Origin of the sequence: [Lactobacillus] rogosae (assembly GCA_900112995.1) — a bacterium.
In the GTDB taxonomy this organism is placed as follows: domain Bacteria; phylum Bacillota; class Clostridia; order Lachnospirales; family Lachnospiraceae; genus Lachnospira; species Lachnospira rogosae.
Window position 1 is genome coordinate 1 of record FONU01000023.1, and the last position, 22,427, is coordinate 22,427.

Sequence of the window (22,427 nt, forward strand, 5' to 3'; positions counted from 1 at the left end):
AAGAATATATTCATTGCACCGGACATATCCATTCCTAACTGTGAGAAAAGTTCACTTGCCTGTTTCTTTAAATTTTCATCTATTCTTACTTGTGTAGGTACTGTAGCCATAAAATCGCCTCCATCTCAAAATACAATAATAATATTATATGCACCTCTTATAATTATAATGTATCGTTTTGATTTACATTATCAATCATTTGTATTATTTCTCTTAAAATATCATTTACGTGAGGATTTCTCCAAATAACTCTCCTACAAATTTCCCATTACAGTCCTTGTAGTTTACTCTTGTGTCTTTGCAGTTTAATTCCTTAATGTGATTTATGAAACTATTAACCACATTTCCTATCTCCATCCAAATTCATCTAACTTAGGACATTCTATTTCATAATGATGTATATTCCCCAGTTCAAAAAGTTCCTCCGCAGTTTCTCTTGCAAGTTGCTCCGTACTGTACACCCCATAAAGAATTGCCTCATAATTACCATTCCCACATACATCATCATAGCCAATAACAACATATAGTTCCTTGTCTGCGTATGTTGCAAGCTTTTCATCCGGCACATCTGTCTCTACAGGTAATGCCATTTCTTTTGCCTCACTGACAATCTCATATTCATAATCATTAATCCACATTTCCTCATCCGCATACACACATTCATGAATATGATCAACTGCCAAAGCACATTTGTTTCCCATTGGATGCAACTTATACCCCTTTGGAGCAATCATAAGTGCATCAATCATATCTTCAACCATTTCTATATCATTGCTTAGAATTTCATACATAGGTTTCTCCATTTTACTGATGCCTCTTTCCATAAAAATAAGCTATTACCAGAAGAATTATTCTCCCAATAATAACTTATCAAATACATACGCACCTATCATTGTATAGTTTAAAGCTGTGTCCTTGTGATTTAATATAAATGTCTCCGTGTTTTACTGTCCATCTATATATCTTTTTAATTCAGCAGATTTATTCAACAACAAATCTGTAGTCTCTTTTCTCTCAAATGTTTTTCTATCATTAAAATCAATTTCATCTTGAGCAACAATAAACTCAATTATTTTCATAAATATCGACTTGCATTTTTCCTCATCAAATAACGTATCAATGATCTTGTTACAATATTCTTCCATTTTATTTTCGTTAAAACGAGGAACCTTTTTTCCGGATACATATATTCGAAACAGCATCATCGCATGATAACGTGATTTATTGTATTTTTTATCAATCACCCCCTCAGAAATCAGTCTCTCAACTTTATACTGTGCTATAGAACTGGTATAATATAATATTTTCTGATCATTCGCATTAAAAATCTTATTTCCAACTGCTTTAACAATAGTACCATAATTACCAGAGACACCATGTGGATTATTCAAAAACATCGCTGTTACCGACTTAATCTGTTGGGGAATATTAACTATTCTAGTCTTTGGAATAGCCTCTAATCGATACTGTCCAGTTCTTCTTTCATAATATAATCTTCGTTCATCTTCAAAAGTGCTATAATATGTTTCCAAATTTTTTTGAAAATCTGATAAAGCCTCTAACTGTTCTGGTTTTATTGATGTCTGACTATTTGTTGCCTTAGTAATACTATTACGTGTAATATCATCTTTTGTTCCTATTACTTTAATTGGGATTAAAAGCTCCTCAATTCCATCTAAATTCCTATTCTCATACAGAACATGGCTTGTCTGACATCCGTTCACTATCTGATAATCTGTAAGTACCGCAGTTGTTCCTGTTATTTGTACATTTTCAGCTATTATTGTGATCCCATTATTCAACATGCAAAATGAATTTTTATCCATTAATTGCAATGTAGTTGTTATGGCTTTATTAACCGGATTTCTATTTCCTAAAAAATCTCGAATATTATCATCAAAAACAGGCTTTAACGAATCACCATCACCCATAATAATTTTTTTATATTCGCTAAACGGGATTACTCCACTATATCCTATGCTATCACTATCTTCATCTCCAAACATAACAATATATTTTTCAAATTTAAACTTCGCTGTCAACATATTTTTTGTTCCACGATATAGTGACTGAATCTCTGTTGCTCCACAAGGAACAAACTTTATTTCCGAAAAAATATTTAAGTTTTGTAATTCTTTCTCATTTCTATTCTTTACCTTAACAAGAGTTTTATCATCAACCCATTTTCCAGTAGTAACGTAATACATTGACAATTTTGGATTACTCTCTGTCATGTATTCTGCATTATTATAAATAAACTCTTTCATTTCAAAGAAGTTTTGAATTTCAGATGTCGTAAATTCGCTACCATCTCCTTCAAAAAACGATTTTGTAAACTCAAAAAAATTTAACATTAATGTATTATCAAATGATGAAGAAGTCTTAGCTTGAATAAATACAAAATTCACATCCAGCATTCTAGAATTCTGAATCTGAAATTCTATTTCTGAAATAGAAGTCACCAACTTATGATTTACAATAATAGCAATTCCATCAATTCCCTGCGCATTCTTCCCTGTTGATATTTCTTCAAGTTTAATATCAACAATTCCATTTTCCTTATTAACGCAGCAATAATTACAAAAATGTTCAAATGCTGTATCTGTCTTTTTTTCATCTATTTCAAATAATTTGCAAAATTCACCTAAAAATTTTTGAGTAATTGGATCCACAAAAATTCCTCCTATGTTTATTCTATGATTATCATACCAGAATCTATGCCTTTTTTCAATATTCATCGACATTATCACCTCCTTGTATAATAATATGACCACCCTTCAACTATCATACTCACTTATCCGTTTACTTTAATTTATTACGGTCCTATCAATAATCATACCATTGCTCGTTTACGATTCTGGAGATATCGCTAACAATCCGCCCTGCCATATATAATATTTATATAAACTATGTTTCTCTTTTCTCCATAACATTATTTGACTTAGCTGTCATTGTCCTTGTAGTTTAAACTATTTCTCTTTATCAATAAGTGGAAGATTTCTTCTGATACGTTTCTTTGCATTCACTAATATTTCACCTATGACATTCTTCTCATATTCGTTACAGTCATCAAAAATCAGTTTCAGCTCCTCCTGATAGTCCACAGTTTTGTCAACTACATTTCCAAATAGTACATCTGCCGTAGTGCCTAGTGCATACGTAATCCTATGTACAGTTTCAAGACTTGGTGTCCTGACTCCATTTTCTATCCTACATAAATGCTGCGTAGAAATGTCTGCTACATTTGCCAGTTCTTCCTGCGTAATGCCTCTTTTCTTCCTTGCTTTTCTAATGTTAGTTCCGATTTCGCTGTAATCAAACTCCATTAGAACACACCTCCTAAAAATTTTGTTTGGTCTACAGACTAATTATTATCCTATTGGCTATTTCAAAAATAGTCTATAGACTATATCATAGCATCATAATATCGTCTATAAGCCAAGAGGTGAAATAAAATGAATGATAATCTGAAAGAAATCGGATTAAGAATTGCACAAGCAAGAAAGAAAAAAAGTATGAGCCAAGCTGATTTAGCCGAAAAAGCTCAAGTTTCTATTTCTCACATAAGCGACATTGAAAATGGAAAGAAACAAATTGGGATTGAAATATTTATAAGAATAACCGAAGCTCTTAATGTTTCTGCTGATTGGCTGCTCCGTGCATCAAACAATGAAGTTAAGCAGATTCAAAGGAATGAGTTTGACGAACTGCTTTCTGACTGTACTGCTGCTGAACGAAAATCTTTGCTCAGGATAATGCAGGATGTTAAGGAAGCCTTATTCAAATACAAAGATTCTATCTGATTTTACACAACTCAACCTTAATACTATCTCAAAATATGACCTGAATGCTTTGTAAAGCTTAGCCTTCAGGCCTTTATTTTTTTACCTTATTTCCACTATAGTATATTAATAACGTGGGCAAAAATGAACTAATTACTATGAAGAAATTTATCTCAATAGATATGCAGGCAACCGGGAAACAGATAAAAAAGATAATGTTACAGCAGGGTTACACCATTAACGATATCAAAGAATACCTTTATTTGAAAAATCCCCAAGCCATCTATAAATGGTTTCGAGGAGAATCCATTCCAAAGATAGATGTATTATTTGCCCTAAGTAAACTATTCAATGTTCCTATAGATGATTTGATAATTGGTGAATCGCTTATTATAGATAATCAGAACGAAACAAATAAAGGAGCAAATGCAAATGAATGAAGTGGAAAAGCATACTTTGTCTGTCGAAGACCAAAAAACCAAGATTCGTCAACGATACAAAGGAATTGATACTGACCTGATTGACATAATTCCATGTATTACTCAAGAAGATTTTTACAATGATACAAGTGAAAAAAGAGTAGCTGTTTACGCACGAGTATCCACAGATGGAATTAATCAGACATCATCATATGAGCTTCAAAAAAATCACTATGAAGATATGATCAACAAAAGACCTGGCTGGACTCTTGTTGATATTTATGCTGATGAAGGTATTTCGGGAACTTCCTTGCAACACAGAGATGCATTCAAACGACTTATGCGTGACTATGATGCGGGAAAAGTAGATATGATTATTACTAAAAGCGTATCCAGATTTGCCCGTAATATTGTCGATTGTATTGATAATGCCATACATTTGCGTGCCCTCAATCCACCCATTGGCATATTCTTTGAAACGGAAAGTATTTATACCCTTAAGGAAGATTATGAAATGAGTCTTGCCTTTGTCTCAACTATGGCACAAGAAGAAAGTCACACTAAATCAAAAACAATGGAGCGTTCCATTGATATGCGATTTGGAAGAGGCTTATTTTTAACTCCTGTTCTTCTTGGTTATGACCACGATGAAGATGGAAATCTTATCATTAACGAAGAGGAAGCCAAGACAGTTTGATTAATCTTTTTTATGTACCTGTATGGCTATTCTACAGGGCAAATTGCTGAACAGTTAAATATATTGCAAAGACCTACCAAGCTGAATAATACAAATTGGACTGCATTCCCGCCTTGCAATTTTCTTCCCCGCTTCAACTTTCTTAAATTTTTGCTTTCTTATCTGCATACCAGCCTCTCTTATTAGCCCAGATGACATCCTTGCTCCCCTAATAACCGGACTTGAAATTGCAACAGCTACTCCTACAGCTTCATTAACCTCTTTTCCGCCTTCGACTTGATTTGCAACTACCCCGGCACCTGCAACACCTGCAACTTTAAGCCTCTGAGACTTAATTTTGATTGAACTGTTCGCCTCATTTATCCTGTTTCTAAAAAATCTTTTACCCTTAGTTGTTGCATTTTCATTGATATTTACAACATTCTTAGCAGAATCTTTGTAAACGCTCCAACCCATGTACCTTGACTTTTAAAAGACCGTTAACCACGGTCTTTTTGTTTTCTGATGTATTCTGGCAGCTTTGGTGACCATGGAAGAAGATCTTCCAGAAATGAGCGGTCTGTATCATCCATATGTGCCGGTATCTGGGTCAGCAGATATTCAAAGTACTCATAAGGCTTTAAGTTATTAGCTTTAGCTGTCTCTGCTATGCTGTATATTATTGCTGAGGATGTAGCTCCATTGATTGTATCTATCATTTCCCAGTTCTTCTTGCCTATACAAAAGCCTCTTATTGCACGTTCCGATGCATTGTTATCCATTGGGACTTCACCATCTTCAAGAAATACTCTCAGATATTTTTCCTGATTGAGTGCATAAGTGACAGCCTGTTTCAGTTTAGCTGTGCTGGCTTTTCTTTCGTTTGATTTAAGGTACGCAAATAAAGCATCAACCAGTGGCTTTATTACCACCTGACGCTGCTTAAGTCTGTCTTCTGGTTTGAGTTCTTTCAGCTTATCCTCTTCACGGTAGACTGCCTGTATCTGTTTTATTACCAGATATGAAAGGCTTTCTTTCTGGGCAGCCTTTGGAACTGCCTTTAATGCCTCATCAAATTTTCGCCTGCAGTGTACCCAGCATCCGGCTATCTTAAGATCTTCCAGTTCCTTTTCTACTGTATGGTATACCTGATAACCATCGGTTACACATACCCCGGAATAATCTTTAAGAAACTGCCTTGGATGTGAAGCATTTCTTGTCCGCTGGTATTCATACAGGACTATCTGCTCATCTGAATACATATATCCTGAACGGTATACCCACATAAAGCTCTTGGAACCGGCTGGTCTGCCGTCTTTGTTTACAAGCACAGGAGTCTCATCTGCCTGGATTACATGAAATCCATAAAGCTTCATATGAAGATAATCATACATTACTCCTAGATATTCATCTGCAAGACGTATCATCCAGTTAGCCATGTTCTGGCGTGTTATGGCAAGTCCGTATCTCTCAAACTCTTTTTCAAGCCTGTATAAAGGTACAGCATTTACATATTTGCCATTCATGACTGCCGCTGCAAGTGATGGCGTTACAGGACTTGATGGCAGTAATCCCTTTGGATGTGGTGCACGCTTCATATGTCCGTCTTCTTTGCCGGCATATACACCTATATGGTGCTCATCAACTGTTATCTTAGCCGGTGTAAAGTGATACCTTTTAACGACTGTATCCGGAAGCTGTTTCCATCCCTTTTCACCGAATTCTGCTTTTAATTCTTCTTCGGTCATGTAATGGTCTATTCGCTCAACAGGAAGTCCTTCCATATCCACGACACGTTTGCCAGCTGTCTTCTTTCCATGTATGGCATTTATTTCCAGTTCTTCCGGCTCATTTGCATCAAGATCAGACACTGCTTCCGCTTCATTAAAGAATACTATCTTTCCATCTACTTCCATAAAACATATCTGGTTTGTATCAGACATTTTTTCTGTCTTTCTTCCAAACCTGTTATTATTGGCAAGCACCAGCTGTTCCATCATTTTCTGCATCTTATCATTAAGTGCTTTCATTTCTACTGTAAGAGTTTCCATCTGGTTCTGAAGATTAAGAAACATCTTTATAAGAAGTGTCTTATCTATGCTATTCAGTTCTTTCTCTGTATACTTAATCTCCATAACCACATACTCCTTTTCATGGCATTAAGTATAGCAGAAATCGTGTTATTATGCCACTTATGGCATTTGTCTGATTCGTCATTATGACGGTGGATAACACTTCTAAAAAGCCGGTATTTCTGGTTCTTTAGAACTATTATCCACATAAGGCAGGACACAGGGATGTATTAATTCTTTTATGTCCTGCATTTAGTGGATAATCCATATATTTGCTGTCACGATTATAGTTTTGAAAACTTTTTATATTATAAAAAATCTACTTTCTGCACAATGTTTACATTAGTGTTCCAGGATTATCCTGTGGCTTAATCGGGCGTTTTGCTATAATCTCAAAGCCTTTCATTAACTGTTCAAACTGCTGCTCATTTATCTCCAGTGCTTCTGTTACATTTCTTGGCCATTTGAAACTGCCTTCTTCAACCCTTTTATACATAAGCAGAAATCCGTCACCTTCCCATAGAAGTGCTTTTATCCTGTCATTCTTTCTTCCGCAGAATAAAAAGATTGTATCTTTATCGTGTAGATCAAGTTCAAACTGATACTGTACGATTCCTGCAAGTCCGTCTATTCCTCTCCGTAAATCCGTGTAGCCGGCTGCTATAAATATGCGTTTAAAACCGGCTGCATCATTAAGCATGGTTAAATGCCTCTATAAGATTTTTTATAAAATCAGGTGTAGCAGTATTAGTGATTTCAAATGTAACTCCATTGGTTTTTATTACAGCAGCTATTGTATTATCTTTAAAAGAACAGCCATCATTTTTGTTTTCACATATAGTATGTGTAATAGTTAATTCTGTTGATGCCGGGACTTCTTTAGTTACAGGAAGTTCCACAAATGTAGCTGCCTGTCTTTCAAAAGTATCAATACATGTTTCTTTAAGCTTTTTCTGCCAGTAGTAATACTGGTCTTTTGATATGTTGTTTATCTCAAGCCACTGAAGTATCTTCATGCCACTTGAACGGCATTCTTTTATTATAGCTGCCCACTTTTTAAGATTGTGCTGTGTTTCCAGCTCCCTAGCATTCAATAATTATAACCCCCTGAAAAATTTGTGATAATTGTACGAATTGTACAATTTGTTAAAATCGTACAACTTGTGCAACTGGATTATTATGGTTATATCAAATTTTTCGGAGTATTTGTAGGTACATGGGTTGGAGCGTTTACGAATCTTTTATGTCTTTTGTATATAAGACCTTTTATCTGGTTCCTTTGTATGAAACTCCATCTTTTTCTTGGTGTGAATAACCATTGGCTTATCATCCACTTTCTTGATATTCATCTTAATCTCACCTCCTCTCCGGGCATAGAAAAAGCCATTAAGAAAGTGTGCTGCCTTCCTAATGGCTATGTATAAATTATGTTAAAAACAACCTCAAAATATCTAATAGCAGTATATAATACACGAGATAGTTCTACTATTCTATACTAATAATTATTATGATTGATGAGATTGATTATTCTCTAATATTGAATTTCTCTCTTCCATTTTTTTGATTGAATTATCGCGTTCTCTTTCAATCTGAGAAAAATAGTCTGGTATCAAACATCCCAAAAAGATAAATTCATAAGAAGTAATAATCTGAATCAACAATTCCCAATTAAAACTATTAAAATCAACTAATGCTATACACGATGCAAACCAGAAAAACGAGAAAATACCAATTTTTTTAATGTAATTTTTCCCATTCTTATCAGTAAGAAGAATAACAGCACAAATTGCAGCAATTATTATGATTCCGATTAACTGTAAAAATTGAATCCAGCCTTTCGTCGGAAAGAATTCCTGAATAATATTTAAAGCAAATGCCACTACAACTAATCCAAATACGATTGGGAATTTTATAAGCCCTTTTATAACCTCTAAAAATGATATAAATTTCTCTTTCATTAATACCTCCATATAAAATTTACTAATTATTCCAACAATGTTTTTTCGTTTTGAAAAACATGAGTAATATCATTTGAGCAATATGCAATTTTATCAATTACTACATCGTAATGAGTACCACTTAATGCCTCTCGTACACTTTCTTCCTTAGTCCTTTCCAGAAATATCCTTTTAATATCCCAATGAAAATCGAAAGGATCTCATAAGCCGTCATCGGCGCCACGTCTACACTCCGCTCCGGTCGGCGCTAAACAAGCGTCCCCAGGACGCTTAACTCCCTGTCATGGGTACTTTCCTTAAATGGTATCCTAACACAGGAACTTATGTTAATGCAAGGATAAATGTTATATCTTTCAAAATCTTATTATTTTCTCCCAATTATAATAACATGATTACTTGCTCCTAAAACCGACTGTTCACGGCATACACTATAATGATAGTCGCACCAAGTTTTGAACTGATTTTCATCCCATTTGTCAACCTTTTGTGATAAAAGAGGAGCTAAACCATCTTGAGCGAAATGGTCTACAATTTTTAATCCATATCTTCGATAAATTGATTCCATTTCATCTTTTGATGAGTAATAAGTATCTGTCCAAAAGCACTTCTCATCATCATGCTTCAGCACACCAGTTTCAATAAGTTGTTTCGCCAAGTGTTCATCCAAATATTTTTCATTGCTCGTAGCAATATATTGAAAAACATAGTATCTTGGAATGTACGCAGTAACCAAAAGCCCGCCTTTCCTTAACACTCTTAGACATTCCTTCATGCATTTTTCTCTCTGCTCTTCTGTAATCAAATGATAAAATGGTCCCATATTGAGAACAATATCAAATGAATCATCTGCGAAACAGGACATATCTGTAGCATCCAAAACAGAAGTATTCATATGATAATTTTTATTGGTAAGAGTTCGATTAATAATGTCTATATGCCTTGGCGTAATATCTGTAGCAGTTACATCATGCCCCTTATCTGCAAACCAGAAAGCATAAATTCCTGTTCCTGCTGCACAATCTAATATTTTACTATTGGTGCCGATAATCTCATCCAAAACTCTTGTAGTTGTTACAAATTCAATTCTTCTTGCATTATTTGTAGTCAAACGATTTTCCTCTTTGTAATTCTCGTAACTGTCAACAACATAATTCATCACTAATTCCTCCGATTCTATTATTTTATGCATTAAAAAAGCTACCCTCCTTAAATTTACTTTAAGGACGATAGCTGATAGCTTCGTGTTACCACCTTAATTCATCTATATTTCGCAATATAGACCTTAGCAAGTACGGAAATTTCTTTCGATACCCTGACGCTGTAATGGGCGTTCCCAGTGTAGCCTAATGAATAAATCAGTCGGTACACGGCTCCAAGACTGGTTCAATATTTCTTCAATAGAGTTTTCCACCAAGCAACTCCTCTCTGTAATTTTCAAAATATTTACTATCTCTCTTCATCGCTTTTTAACATAGTAAATTCATAATTATTTTTTGTCAAGACATACAAAATAAAAATTATTAATTATTTAGAATAATATCTATTATATCTTTCTTTCCTTTAGTGTACAATCCCCTATTATCAGCATACTTACTTTCCAGTTCTTCCTTCACCCTCTGATACTGCAAAGCCATATTCGCATTAGCATTTAGACAATCTCTAAAATGAATATAATTCCTCCACTCAGTTCCATTCCACTTCACAACATGAATATGGTATGTCCTGATATCCTTTTTCATATCACCCATTACATAAAGAATCTGATCTTCCACATCCGAACCACGATAAAAGATTCCATCCTTCTGTAACTGCTCATTATATGACATTATTTTCTCAAAATCAGTTACCCCAACGACAATATCAATAATCGGTTTTGCTTTAATTGCCGGTATTGCTGTACTTCCAATATGCTGTATATCAATAGCAGCATCTCCTAATATAGAATTAAGTATTTTGATTGTTTGAATGGCAGCCTCATCCCACTGTTTATCATGTGGTTCAAGCTGCACTGTTCCTCTTTTTAATCCTAATGACATAGCAATCTCCTTAATATTACATCACAATTTCACTATCAAAATATTGCTCCTGAAAATAAATCTGCTGCCTAATCTCATCTTTTGAAAACATCATTCCGTCAGGCACAACTACCCACTTTTCTTCTATATCATCTTTTCTCCGAACAATGGCAATAATTTTACCTGTAAACTTCTTTACTGGTTCATTTACACCTAATATATAAGCGTCCTGCTCTTCTCCATCTGGTGCCATAACTCCTTCAATGTAACCATAATTTATTGGATAATACATATCCTTATATTCAGGATGATAACTTCCTAATGGTCTATCGACTGTGACAGTTACTGTTGCTCCAATTATAGAATTATTTTTACCTGTAAATACTTCTCTATCAATTTCGGCTGTATCAACGGATATGTCCAGTTCTCAGGCAACTCATCCATAAGCACAACTTTCTCCATTTCGCTATGTAATTCTTTCGCAAACTCTGTTATCTCTGCAAAGCAAAGCAGTCCAAATGTTTCTTCACCAGTATCATTTACTCTAGTCTTACCTGTCACCGAATATACGCATATTGGTTTTATCTCAAATTTGATAGCCCCAGTCTCTTCCTGCAACTCCCTTTTAGCTGTTTCAAAAATATCCTCCCCAGCTTCTCTATGCCCTCCCGGCACTTCATATGTATCTCTTTCTTTATGTTTGCAAAATACCCACTTGCCGTTACTCTGTGAGATAATTACTGCAAATTTCAATAGTTCATCATTAACTGTATCATAAAATTTTACTTCCATCACATTTTCCCTTCCCATTCCAGCATAAACTCATTCAGAAATTCCTGCATTACAACCTGTCTATGTTCTGCCAGTTTCTTTCCCTCAGTCGTATTCATCATGTCTTTCAACAAAAGCAACTTTTCATAGAAATGATTAATGCTTGTAGAATCTTGATTATTCCGATACTCTTCTTTATTCATTCCCATTTTAGATTTTATTTCCGGATCATAAATCTTTCTTCCCCTACTACCACCATATGCGAATGTTCTGGCAATTCCAATAGCTCCTATAGCATCCAGTCGGTCTGCATCCTGCACACATTTTCCTTCTATGGTATCAGGTACGACTGAATCAGTTCCTGCAAATGAAACCTCATCTATAATTTTGCATACCGCCTCTATCCTTTTACCATCTATTTTGTTAATTGTCATAAAATCAACTGCATTTTTCTTGATAGCATAATTGTCGGGAAAAAGCTTAATATCATCCACATCATGTAACAGAGCTGCCAACTGCACTGTTTTAACATCTGCATTTTCCTGTTTTGCGATTTTAGTAGCCAGTTTATATACTCGTATCGTATGATAATAGTCATGACCACTACTGTCTCCCGAAAATATATCTTTTATAAATCTCTTTTCATTATCTGTCATATTTTCTCCTAATCAACCTAACAAAGCAATATATTGATTTATGAAAATCATTACTCCACCCACAAATAGAGCCAAACTAGAGCCATTTGATAAAACAAATGCCGGAAACCCGCATAAATACAGGCTTTCGGCATTTTAATCCGTTATTCAAACTCTTCTTTGTAAAGTTGTTGTGTGGTGTAATGTATTGATTTTGGTGGTGAAAATCCAGGAGTTTTGTCCAAATTGTACCTGTTGCGTGGATTTTTAGGTGATTATATTGTCATTTTGTTGTCAGTAGAATAACTTGTCACTTCACCAGTAAATCTTTAATGCAATTATACCCATTTTATTTTTTCAAACACGAATGATATTGCATTTGATATAATTTTTCAAATTCTTCCAATATTAATCTAGTTGCATTTTTTACATTTTGACTTTTGCTTGCTTTTCCAAAATAAATATTTGCCAAACGCGATTCAAATGAATCACCTTTTACATTTTTTCTAAAATAATGTGGAAAACCATATTCAATAATGCACCTCCCATTCATTTCTCCAAATTCGAATCTATACTGTGCTTGAACCTGCCTAAGTATTAGTACATCATGATATGATGGATCAGAAATGTATTCTACGTTCTCTAATGTTTCCCCTTTTTCACTGTTAATTATAATATTTTTTACGCTTCCATTCATCCATTTTGCTGAATCAGGCAGTGGTTGTTTTGATTCCCTATCTGGTCCTATTTCTATATTTTTCACTGCTTCAAATTCTAAAAATCCATTTGGACTGTTATTAGCTATTGACAACATAAACATAAATCGCTGATTATTATTGAATTCTTTAGCAGATAACTCCATTGCATAATCAGAAGTTGCTACTGCACCTTTGTCCTTCAAAAGTTTCACTACATCCTTAACAACTTTTCGATTAATTACTTCTGTTTCAGATGATGTGAATTCATTTCTAAATGTAATTTCTTTGGTTTTTTCATCTTTTACAATTTCAACTCTTCCTGAAAATTTACTCTCACAATTTGCCCAATCTTTCGTGATATCGTCTCGTAAAATTTCGTATTCAAGAACAAGATTATTTTCAGAATTCATTGTAAATTGCATATCCGTATTAACAGTATAATTACTTGAATCATCTATTATTTTTTGAGGTTCAATCAAAGAAAGTGGCACTATATCATTTAAATTCTCATTTGTCGATGATTCAATTTTTGAGGTGCGAAATTTCACACTATCTTCTTTCGTCTTTTGAAACTCTTGTAATTTTTCAAACTCTTTAGGACTTATAATTGAAAGTGTAAGAAGCGGTATTGACATTTGTTTAGAATTGTCGCCTATGAATACTCCACGTTCTGCTAAAATCCCTTTTAAATCAGACTCACTTATACATGATCTTCTTAACAAAGGTTTTAATTTTTCACCAACCGGAAGCAATGTTTTTATATTTATTTCCTCCATTATTAAATCACCCCATCTCTGAAATCTGGTTTATACGTTATAACCTCAATATTTTTTACAAAATCAGCATTTTCAAAAAAACTTTTTGCCATTAAAACAACTTCCTTATGTTCAAACGAGTTATAATCTGGAAATGCTATTGTAACCTTTGCAGTCCATGTACTAGTTAGTTCCTGTGCTAATCCTATTAAGCGTTCTAAATACTCTTTACAAAAAGCTTCAGCAACACCAATAAACAATCTTTTTTCGTCACCATTGCTAATTGCTAACGGAATAACATTTGAGTTAATATACTCATATGGCATTTCTTTTCCTCTATATACGCGTTGTAGGCTAGAATTATTCAACCCCGTGTCAATATAAAAAAACTCAACGTTTTCTTTACCATATTTTGAATGAGCATAAGATAACAACTGATATAAGAATTGTGCTCTTTTGTTGTCTACCAATGCTATTGTTTCATACACACATTCTTGATTCATATAAAAATTTCCTATTTTGTCTATAACACTTTCATTTTCTCTCCCATCTTCACGACTTCTGTCAATCCAGAATATTAATCCCGATATAACCTTCTTATCTGTATTAGGTATCTTTTTCTTTGCTAATTCGCATACTGGATAGCACTCCATCGCATATGCCAAATCTAATACAAATTCTTTAAATTTACTTTTTATTCCGCTATCTGTTACTGGATATCCATCTCTACATTTAACGCTTACCAAAACATCTTGCTTAGTGGCATCTCTTAATTGAGATTTATATGTATAGACATAATCAATTCCATGCTTTTGAGACTCTTTAGAATTTTCCCTTTTATGTTTTTCTTTATGTACACATGGTACCGTCACCCCACTATTTGCATTATTCCATCCCATCATATCAAGAATATTTTTTACAATTTGTTCTCCGTATTCACCAGAGCTTTTCGCTTTTTCACCACCAGCCATTATATTTGCTCCTCCTAATCTTCATCATTATAATATATTTTATAATACTTTTTTTTCTTTTCCTTATCGTAACCTTTCTCAATCAAATTATTAATATCATCTACAGTATCATTAAATTTAATCTCCACATTATCATCTAATCTTATACTCTTCTTTATTGTTTTCTTAATTTTAGTTACAGCATTCGACGATATACTAAATTTATTATCTATCTCATATGAATCTAAATATACTTTAAACTTATCTGATTCTTCTTTATTATTAAATACTTTTTCTGAAAATTTTTCCAAATCAAATTCATCATTATTTTCGAAATACTCTACAGAATTGTTTATAAGTTCCAATTTCTTTTTTGGTTCTAAATCTTCATTTTTAGCAATATATCTTTTACATGATTTCAATGTCTTTGATGTATTGGCATATTCATTTTTTTCTTCCTCAATCATCAAAAAAAGTTTTTTCCAATACATGGCATCATTAACATTTTTATCTACAACACATACTTTATAATTTGAATCTGATGAATTAAATATAAGACATCCTTTATCCAATTTCTTAGGATTAATACCCTGTTGGCATTCAATATCATATCCATTTTCAGTACTATTAACTTGCAAATAATAATCTTTAGATTCTGATTTATAAATTCCTACAGCATCAGTGACATTATCATCTATTATGCAGTTTTGTAAATATACTATACACAATTCTCCTGCTTTTATGTTAGGATGCACTGACACTTCATACAGGTGCTTAGCAATATTTACAGATTGCTCATAAAACTGATCTGAATTATCAAATATGTGTTTTACATAATTATATATTTCATTCATTGCTATATCTGTCTCATGTACAAACCTGTATGTTATATCAAATTTAAATGTTGAAAAAAAGAATTGTTTCAGATACTGATTTGTTACTTTATTATTAGTATCACATATTTCTGTTGATAAATCTAGTGATTCACCTTTTACTTTATTTCCTACATTATGAATAATCATATTTTTTATGTTTACACTTGAAAAATCCTGCATGTCATCACCACTTTCTATCCAAAATGTATTATTACTTTTCTATGCCATCATTCTTTTCTCCGTTTCATGAACAATCACATACTTTGTATCTTCTTTTTCTTGTTCTAATTGTGTCCTTGCAAACTCCGCAATCGGTTCCGCAACAGCCAATGCTAAGCGTACCGGCACTGCATTACCTATCTGCTTATACACCAAATCAAGTTTGGCATTATCATTTCTGTTACTTGTTCCTCTGCTAAATTCATACCAATCCGGAAATGTCTGAATTCTTGCAATTTCCTTCACTGATAGGCGCCGATTATTTTCTTCTCCATCGCTGAAGATATATCTATCCTTGCCTATATGTTCCATAGGTGCTCCTGCCGGATGGATCGGCGCCTGTCTACCAGATGCCTGAATCGTAAAACTTGGTTGTGACCACAGTTTTTTTCGATTACGCGACATAAAAATAGTAGAGTACGAGCCTGTAAAATAATCTCCCGGATCATCCTCTAAATCACCAATTGCATCACGAAGTGTTACTACTTCTTTCAATCCATCAATGCCATACCCATGTGTAGGTTTCGGATGAACATATTCAAAGTCTGTATCATTCCTGACACCAACCAAAATCACTCGTTCTCTTATCTGTGGCACACCATATTCTGCCGAGTTTAAAAGTTTGTGATATATTGTATATCCTGCTGCTGCAAAGTCCTGAACAATTTGCTTGAAAACCTCACCCTTTCCAAGAGTCATCATTCCTTTTACATTCTCAGCCACAAAAATTTTGGGTTTGCTCTGCATCAGGCAACGAATAAAATGCAAGTATAAAAAGTTTCTCTTATCATCAACCAATCTCGGTCCAGCCTCTGAAAAGCCTGGGCAAGGGAAACCGCCTAATACAATATCTGCCTGGGGAAACTCCTTTATTTTTCTTATATCACTCTTGTCCATGTATATATACTTACCTGCATTCTGTGCATAGGTTTCTCTTGCTTCATCAAATATATCGTTTACATAAATCGTATTGAATACATTATTATTGATATTTTCATCAAAGACCTTTTTGTCTGCAAATGCTGCTTCCATAACTTCTTCGCCCATAACTGCTTTTAAGCCTGCTAATTCAAAGCCCAAATCCAGACCACCGCATCCCGAAAATAGCGACAGCAGGTTCCACTTATTAGGATCATAGTTAAGCTTATCAAACTCAATCTCTTCACTACAATCTGCAAATGCCTGTCTTTCTTCTTCAATTTTTTTATTTAGAAGTTCTTTTACTTCATCAACTTTATAGTCTGGAGCTGGTTTAAATTTACCACGCCCTCTTTCCTCTAAAATAACAGCCATGTTATCACCTCTATACTATTTTATCAGTTCCCGAATTATCCTCATCAATATCATCTGTTGTTCTGATATTTAATTTCCGCATATAATGAATAAGTCTTTCAGCCACCTCATTACCTTTTACTATCAAAGGCTTGTCAAAAACAAGTTCGGGAACTAATCTGTTATCAAGTGCATCCCAATTTACTTGAACTGATAATGGTCTATTCCCATCCCATTTTTCAGCAAAAGTTCTGTAATTCAAAGCCTTACAAGCAAAATAAATATCTGGGTGCATCATTACATATTCTCTTATAGGAATCATTTTATCTATTACATCTTGCGCAGAATACACATTCTCATCCATCAATATGTAGTTAGCGACACCACTATCTCTTATGATCTGCCCACAAACACTCGCATTTTTCTTATCTGGAGAAAGATTACTTCCTGCATAAACATCTACTACCTGTTCATCTGTAAGTAACATTTTCCCAGATAAGTCTCCACCACTTTTATTAAGCAACTCAAATTTCCATCCGAGGGTAATTGAACCCTTTTCAGTTCTTCTAAATCCATTTTTATAAATCAGCATTCGCTCATAAAATTTATCCTGAATAGCTGTAGTAGAGTGTTCTATAATATCTATCCAATCTTCACCAAATAATTGTTCTGCACGTTCTGCGCTCATCTTGTTTTCAATAAAATCCGCATTTTCTTTCTTATAAGAAATTTTTATTTCAACTTCATCTTCACAAGATTCTGCCAATATATAAATATCCGTTTTCGGTTCACCTTTATGACATGTTGGTTTTCCAGATAACATTACTGTATATCCTTTCCCATTGAAGACAAATTCTGTCCCCTTTGACATAAATTCTAATATTCTTCTTTCCGCAGCACCAAAATCACCCATGGCAAACCTCCTAATACTGTTTTCTGCAAATTTCATCTTTCTCTATATTCACAAATGAATTAATGTGTAATTTCCCAATGTCAGTTGCATTTTTCCTTATAAAATCAAACAATTCCGGATAATTATCCAAATAATAATACATTTGAGGACATACAAAATTTGGGTTAAACTTACGAAGTATTTCTAACTCTATTTCCTTCGTCATCTGAAAAGACAACACCGGCATGGCATAAGTATGTCTTGTCAGGAAATCATCTATTCGTTCACATACTTCTTTGTCCGCTTTGTATTGTTCTTTCCATGTGTTAATATCAATTCTCTTACCCAAATGAATCCTTCCAACTATCATTTTTACTGGAGAACTGACATACATATATGCCATTATTTCTTCATTTGGAAATGTTCTTCTATACTCAAATATCTTGCTACCATCCATAATTTTATTGTACCATTCTGGCTTGAAGCTCAATAACATTGTTCGCATAACAACTAACTTCCTTAATAAGTAATTAGAAAATTGTCTATCCAACAACATTATACATATAATATATGTTCAATAATCAGGACTCATATTTGTAATATTACTTAAAATAGCATTCCCATTCATCGAAATAAAGACAAAATCCCAAAATAATTTTACCACAATTCTCATGAATTCTCCACATTAATTGCCTTTCTATTTTGTGAATTTTTAACATCACCTTCCTCTCCCCACATCCTTGACCTTCTCCCCAATCCACTCCATAAACTTCTCGAGCAGATTAATCCCGCCAATCACAAACTGTTTCATAAACTCATACGCCTTTTCCAGATTTTCCTTGAGGCTACGTTTTCCTCCCGCAATATCTGATTCTGATACCTCAGCTCTATCACCTGCTCCTTCAGATAATCATCTCCATCGACCGCACCAAGCAGTTCCTTCTTAAGCCTTTACACCTCTTCTAGTTCAAATTCAGCCCGTTCAGTCTGTAATTTTGCAGTATCCGATATCATCATCCACTTGTCAGCCTCTTTTTGCGCCACCTCAATTTCCTTCTGTTTATCTGTGAGCTTATCTATATTCTCATAATATTCCAGCCGTAATTGTGAGTTCTTCAAGCGCAAATCCGTTGTTTCCGACTGTAATTTCTGGTTCTCGGATATGGTATCATCTAGCTTCTTTTGAGCCTCAGACTGTTCTTTTCTAAAACTGTCTTGCTTACTTTCAATTTCCTTCTCCAAAGAATCAATCCGTTCCTCTTTTAATTCCAGAACAACCTGTGCACCCTCTATCTCCTCCTCAAGTGCAGCCACTTCTTTTGCCCGCTCCTGCTTCTTATAATCCAGTACGGATAAATGCTTATTGTGTGTGTCTTTCTTTTTCCAATCAATTCCGTACCGGCTCATAATAAGAGCAATATCATCTTTCTCTGCCTCCGCCCACTGCTTCCATTCGGTGTTCCCTTTTCCTTCACTTACAAATCCTCTGGTAACAAGTGCCGCCTTAAGACTTGTCTTTGTCTCCAATCCTCTCTTGCAACCGGATACCCAAGGGATAAAATTAAGATGCAAATGTGGTGTTTCCTCATCCAGATGAATATAAGCACCAATCACATAAAGCTGTGGATTGCGAAGTTGGAACTTTTTCACATAATCCTTCAGCACCCATGTTGCAACCTCTGCAGAAGAACTACCTACTCCGGTATCATCCCTATTGCCTATCTGAACAATAACCTCATAAAATAATTTTTCCTGCTTGCTTCGGGAAATCTTATCATAATAACTTTTAATCTGCCTGTCCTTGCGTTTCTGTTTTGCATTGTATTCCTTAAGTGCCTTATCAAACAGTTTATGATATGCCTGTTTAATATCCTCATGGATAAGTGTGATATTATTTGGAGTGCGGCTGGCGTCTACATTGTCAGCTATAAATCTTCTCGTGTTGTGTCCAATAGAACCTTCCCCATTCATAAAACTAATCGTTCTTTCCATTGTCAAAATCCTCCTCTTTTTGTATGTATACAGACACATCCTTCTTATCCGTAATGAGTGCCGGCTACGGCACGAAACAGAAGTTTTTCCTGGGAAGGTTTTGTTACTTTTGTCAAAAGTAACGCAAAAGCACTTTTGACAGCTTCGCCATCAAAAATGCAGACCCGCAAGCGGGTTTTGCGCTCCTCGCCGGAGTGGCTATATGGCTCTCGTCGCTGGATAAAGCTCCCTTTGGGGAGCTTATGAGTCGCGTATACGCGACATACTATTTACCAGCCACAGCTCCGATACAGAACTCCACTTATCGCCTAATGAAAACAGTTCACCACATCATGCAGAACTACTTCCTCTGCTATCATTCTTGCCTGAGTCCTTAGCAGATACATTTCCACAAAAGAATTCGACTGCTTTGGTTTATGTTTACGCAACCACTCATTTTCAATATCTTCCAGCAATTCATAAGCCACTTCATTTACCTCGGCTGCTTTATCATATAATTCGCCAAATCGTACCAGACTTCTGTATCGTTGCGGATATTCCTTCTGTATGTAATCCATCCACATACGACCATATTTACCGACATCTGTACTGTTCTCCTCTCCACCGGATGTAATCAACGGATAAAAAATGCCGTCTTTTTCTATGTATTTCACACCTAATTTTTCAAATAATGTTTCTTCGCTCATAGCAGTCACTTCCTTTATACAAAATATCTGTTATTCCTCATTTGGTACTGTTAGTTTCTTCATATCTGCCAATGTTCCCGGTTGTTCCTTGAAACCTTCCAATATTTCCAGCATGGAGCGAATGGGAGTAAGTAACTCCCCATCCATATCCGATGCCTTTTCAATCCTTTCAAGCTCACGCTCAATCCTTTGCAGGTTCTGCCGGAATTGCACCAACATCAACGGATTGCCTGTAGCAACCACCTTTTGATGAAGAACACTCTGGATTATATAATCCTGCTTGGTACAAAATCCGCTGAGCTTCACTCTGTTATTCAACTCCTCGTTTTCCTCTGGTGACATGCGGAATGCTATTGTAACATTCCGCCATCTGTTCTTATCATCTCTATTCTTTTCTGACATTGACTAACGCCTCCCTTTCCGTTTCCAATTGTGCTGCCATATCCGTCTGCACCGTTGGAAATAAATGTGCATAATGATATGTGATATCTACCGCCTCATGTCCGACTCTTTCCCCTATTGCCAATGCAGAAAATCCTAAATTGATTAGCAATGAAATGTGCGAATGTCGTAATCCATGAATTCGTATTCTCTTCACTCCTGCAAGCTTTGCACCTCTATCCATCTCATGATGCAGATAACTTTTTGAAATAGTGAAAATTCTGTTATCATCCCTTATTCCATAAAGGCTGCTTATAAAATCCTCCATCTCTACAGCAAGAAAATCCGGCATGACAATTGTTCTGTTACTCTTTGGTGTTTTCGGATCTGTAATCACATCTTTGCCTTCCAGCCTCTGATATGACTTATTTATCCGAAGAGTTTTCTTTTCAAACTTGAAATCTGCCGGTGTCAGTGCAAGCAGCTCACCTTCACGAATACCAGTCCAATAAAGCATTTCAAATGCATAATACGAAATAGGCTTATCTGCCACACACTCTAAAAATGCCTGAAATTCATCCTGTGTCCAGAACTCCATTTCCTTATTTTCTTCTTTGCCCATAGTTCCAGCTTTTCGTGCCACATTATCTTTCAGACCATACATATTTACCGCATGATTTAATATGGCACTGAGCTGATTATGAATTGTTTTCAGATAGGTAGGGGAGAATAACTCCCCATTATCTTTTTTCAGCTTCATAATCTCGTTTTGCCACTGAATGACATCTGAGGTCCGAATATCATCCAGTTTTCGTTTCCCGAAATAGGGCAGAATCTTTGTCTCAATAATGTGCTTCTTTGTAAGAAAAGTATTGCGTTTTATTCTTGGCTCTAAGTCCGTCAAATAGATATCCACAAAACTTTTGAAGCTCATACTGATACTCTGCTCCTCTTTCAGTTTGAAATTACGCTCCCATTCAAGGGCTTCGCTCTTCTTGGCAAATCCCCTCTTGGTTTTCTGCTTCCTTGCTCCGGTCAAATCCTTATAATAGGTTCTCACCTCCCACATTCCAGTCTTATTATTCTTGATAACCGCCATCTATCCCACCTCCTTATCCGTAGATAGCCCGTAGATTCGTTTCATAAAATATTGTGTACTGACACGCCCTTTTATTGTCACGAATCCATCAGCCTCAAGTTCTGAATTCAGCCGTCGTATCAGTTTATAGGAATACGATAGTGAAACTCCCAGCATTTTCATTACATCCTGCGCTGTCAAAAATCTCTTGTTCTCCATAAGCTAATGCCTCCTCGTTTTATTATTCAGTTCATTTCCGAACGGTTGTGATGTGTGTTATATTACCAGTTCACTTTTGTAC

27 protein-coding genes and 1 other annotated feature are annotated in these 22,427 nt (G+C 35.0%); of the genes, 3 read left to right on the forward strand and 24 right to left on the reverse strand.

What is annotated here, in order from left to right; genetic code table 11:
- Positions 1-347: 347 nt before the first annotated feature.
- The 3 genes from BM157_RS10355 to BM157_RS10365 all read right to left on the reverse strand — a co-directional run bounded on the left by BM157_RS10355 (position 348) and on the right by BM157_RS10365 (position 3,326).
- Positions 348-803, reverse strand: a complete 456-nt coding sequence (locus BM157_RS10355) for a hypothetical protein (protein ID WP_318255917.1) — start codon at positions 801-803, stop codon at positions 348-350.
- Positions 804-944: 141 nt separating this feature from the next.
- A complete protein-coding gene (locus tag BM157_RS10360) occupies positions 945-2,738 on the reverse strand; it encodes an AIPR family protein (protein WP_318255918.1) in 1,794 nt (597 codons plus the stop codon).
- A gap of 231 nt (positions 2,739-2,969) precedes the next feature.
- Positions 2,970-3,326, reverse strand: a complete 357-nt coding sequence (locus BM157_RS10365; protein ID WP_090141018.1) for a helix-turn-helix domain-containing protein — start codon at positions 3,324-3,326, stop codon at positions 2,970-2,972.
- A 129-nt stretch (positions 3,327-3,455) separates the two neighbouring features.
- Between BM157_RS10365 and BM157_RS10370 the strand changes: the two genes are divergently transcribed.
- The 3 genes from BM157_RS10370 to BM157_RS10380 all read left to right on the forward strand — a co-directional run bounded on the left by BM157_RS10370 (position 3,456) and on the right by BM157_RS10380 (position 4,898).
- Positions 3,456-3,803 (forward strand): helix-turn-helix domain-containing protein, encoded by a 348-nt coding sequence (locus tag BM157_RS10370; RefSeq protein ID WP_090141020.1) that lies wholly within the window; start codon positions 3,456-3,458, stop codon positions 3,801-3,803.
- A gap of 137 nt (positions 3,804-3,940) precedes the next feature.
- Complete coding sequence (locus BM157_RS10375; protein WP_090141022.1) at positions 3,941-4,222, forward strand: helix-turn-helix domain-containing protein; 282 nt, start codon at positions 3,941-3,943, stop codon at positions 4,220-4,222.
- Positions 4,215-4,898, forward strand: coding sequence for a recombinase family protein (locus BM157_RS10380; protein WP_318255919.1), 684 nt, complete (start codon positions 4,215-4,217; stop codon positions 4,896-4,898). Before BM157_RS10375 ends, BM157_RS10380 begins: the two co-directional genes overlap by 8 nt.
- A 54-nt stretch (positions 4,899-4,952) precedes the next feature.
- On the opposite strand, the gene BM157_RS13045 is transcribed toward BM157_RS10380, so the two are convergent.
- The 21 genes from BM157_RS13045 to BM157_RS10480 all read right to left on the reverse strand — a co-directional run bounded on the left by BM157_RS13045 (position 4,953) and on the right by BM157_RS10480 (position 22,345).
- Positions 4,953-5,354, reverse strand: a complete 402-nt coding sequence (locus BM157_RS13045; RefSeq protein ID WP_318255920.1) for a hypothetical protein — start codon at positions 5,352-5,354, stop codon at positions 4,953-4,955.
- A 23-nt stretch (positions 5,355-5,377) separates the two neighbouring features.
- Positions 5,378-7,012 carry an IS66 family transposase gene (gene tnpC / locus BM157_RS10385; RefSeq protein ID WP_090141024.1) on the reverse strand — a complete coding sequence of 545 codons (1,635 nt, stop codon included), beginning with the start codon at positions 7,010-7,012 and terminating at the stop codon, positions 5,378-5,380.
- 274 nt (positions 7,013-7,286) lie between these two features.
- Complete coding sequence (tnpB, locus tag BM157_RS10390) at positions 7,287-7,649, reverse strand: IS66 family insertion sequence element accessory protein TnpB (RefSeq protein WP_090141026.1); 363 nt, start codon at positions 7,647-7,649, stop codon at positions 7,287-7,289.
- On the reverse strand, positions 7,642-8,043 hold the full coding sequence (tnpA, locus tag BM157_RS10395) for an IS66 family insertion sequence element accessory protein TnpA (RefSeq protein ID WP_090141028.1): 402 nt from the start codon (positions 8,041-8,043) through the stop codon (positions 7,642-7,644). The genes tnpB and tnpA overlap by 8 nt, the downstream gene beginning before the upstream one ends.
- A gap of 411 nt (positions 8,044-8,454) precedes the next feature.
- A complete protein-coding gene (locus BM157_RS10400; protein ID WP_090141030.1) occupies positions 8,455-8,907 on the reverse strand; it encodes a hypothetical protein in 453 nt (150 codons plus the stop codon).
- Positions 8,908-9,271: 364 nt separating this feature from the next.
- Positions 9,272-10,063: a class I SAM-dependent methyltransferase gene (locus tag BM157_RS10405; protein ID WP_318255921.1), complete on the reverse strand. Its 792-nt coding sequence runs from the start codon at positions 10,061-10,063 to the stop codon at positions 9,272-9,274.
- Between the two features lie 60 nt (positions 10,064-10,123).
- Positions 10,124-10,376, reverse strand: a binding site (T-box leader).
- Positions 10,377-10,427: 51 nt separating this feature from the next.
- The gene (locus BM157_RS10410) at positions 10,428-10,943 is read right to left on the reverse strand and encodes a GrpB family protein (RefSeq protein ID WP_090141032.1); all 516 of its coding nucleotides are present in this window, start codon (positions 10,941-10,943) and stop codon (positions 10,428-10,430) included.
- A 16-nt stretch (positions 10,944-10,959) separates the two neighbouring features.
- Positions 10,960-11,214 (reverse strand): inorganic pyrophosphatase, encoded by a 255-nt coding sequence (locus BM157_RS10415; RefSeq protein WP_456361693.1) that lies wholly within the window; start codon positions 11,212-11,214, stop codon positions 10,960-10,962.
- 65 nt (positions 11,215-11,279) lie between these two features.
- Positions 11,280-11,714, reverse strand: a complete 435-nt coding sequence (locus tag BM157_RS10420) for an NUDIX hydrolase (RefSeq protein WP_090141037.1) — start codon at positions 11,712-11,714, stop codon at positions 11,280-11,282.
- Positions 11,714-12,349 (reverse strand): HD domain-containing protein, encoded by a 636-nt coding sequence (locus tag BM157_RS10425; protein ID WP_090141038.1) that lies wholly within the window; start codon positions 12,347-12,349, stop codon positions 11,714-11,716. The genes BM157_RS10420 and BM157_RS10425 overlap by 1 nt, the downstream gene beginning before the upstream one ends.
- Before the next feature lie 328 nt (positions 12,350-12,677).
- Positions 12,678-13,802, reverse strand: coding sequence for a GapS4b family protein (gapS4b, locus tag BM157_RS10430; RefSeq protein WP_090141040.1), 1,125 nt, complete (start codon positions 13,800-13,802; stop codon positions 12,678-12,680).
- 2 nt (positions 13,803-13,804) lie between these two features.
- On the reverse strand, positions 13,805-14,752 hold the full coding sequence (gene gapS4a, locus BM157_RS10435) for a GapS4a family protein (RefSeq protein ID WP_090141042.1): 948 nt from the start codon (positions 14,750-14,752) through the stop codon (positions 13,805-13,807).
- A gap of 14 nt (positions 14,753-14,766) precedes the next feature.
- Positions 14,767-15,786, reverse strand: a complete 1,020-nt coding sequence (locus BM157_RS10440) for a nucleoid-associated protein (RefSeq protein ID WP_090141044.1) — start codon at positions 15,784-15,786, stop codon at positions 14,767-14,769.
- 39 nt (positions 15,787-15,825) lie between these two features.
- On the reverse strand, positions 15,826-17,118 hold the full coding sequence (locus BM157_RS10445; RefSeq protein WP_090141046.1) for a DNA cytosine methyltransferase: 1,293 nt from the start codon (positions 17,116-17,118) through the stop codon (positions 15,826-15,828).
- A gap of 10 nt (positions 17,119-17,128) precedes the next feature.
- Positions 17,129-18,010 (reverse strand): hypothetical protein, encoded by an 882-nt coding sequence (locus BM157_RS10450; protein ID WP_090141048.1) that lies wholly within the window; start codon positions 18,008-18,010, stop codon positions 17,129-17,131.
- Between the two features lie 10 nt (positions 18,011-18,020).
- Positions 18,021-18,494: a hypothetical protein gene (locus BM157_RS10455; RefSeq protein WP_090141050.1), complete on the reverse strand. Its 474-nt coding sequence runs from the start codon at positions 18,492-18,494 to the stop codon at positions 18,021-18,023.
- A gap of 446 nt (positions 18,495-18,940) precedes the next feature.
- The gene (locus BM157_RS10460) at positions 18,941-19,981 is read right to left on the reverse strand and encodes a plasmid recombination protein (RefSeq protein ID WP_318255923.1); all 1,041 of its coding nucleotides are present in this window, start codon (positions 19,979-19,981) and stop codon (positions 18,941-18,943) included.
- 308 nt (positions 19,982-20,289) lie between these two features.
- Complete coding sequence (locus BM157_RS10465; protein ID WP_090141052.1) at positions 20,290-20,667, reverse strand: TnpV protein; 378 nt, start codon at positions 20,665-20,667, stop codon at positions 20,290-20,292.
- Positions 20,668-20,697: 30 nt separating this feature from the next.
- A complete protein-coding gene (locus BM157_RS10470; protein ID WP_090141053.1) occupies positions 20,698-21,069 on the reverse strand; it encodes a plasmid mobilization protein in 372 nt (123 codons plus the stop codon).
- On the reverse strand, positions 21,053-22,147 hold the full coding sequence (locus BM157_RS10475) for a site-specific integrase (RefSeq protein ID WP_090141055.1): 1,095 nt from the start codon (positions 22,145-22,147) through the stop codon (positions 21,053-21,055). The genes BM157_RS10470 and BM157_RS10475 overlap by 17 nt, the downstream gene beginning before the upstream one ends.
- A complete protein-coding gene (locus BM157_RS10480) occupies positions 22,148-22,345 on the reverse strand; it encodes a MarR family transcriptional regulator (protein WP_090141057.1) in 198 nt (65 codons plus the stop codon).
- Between the last annotated feature and the right edge of the window lie 82 nt (positions 22,346-22,427).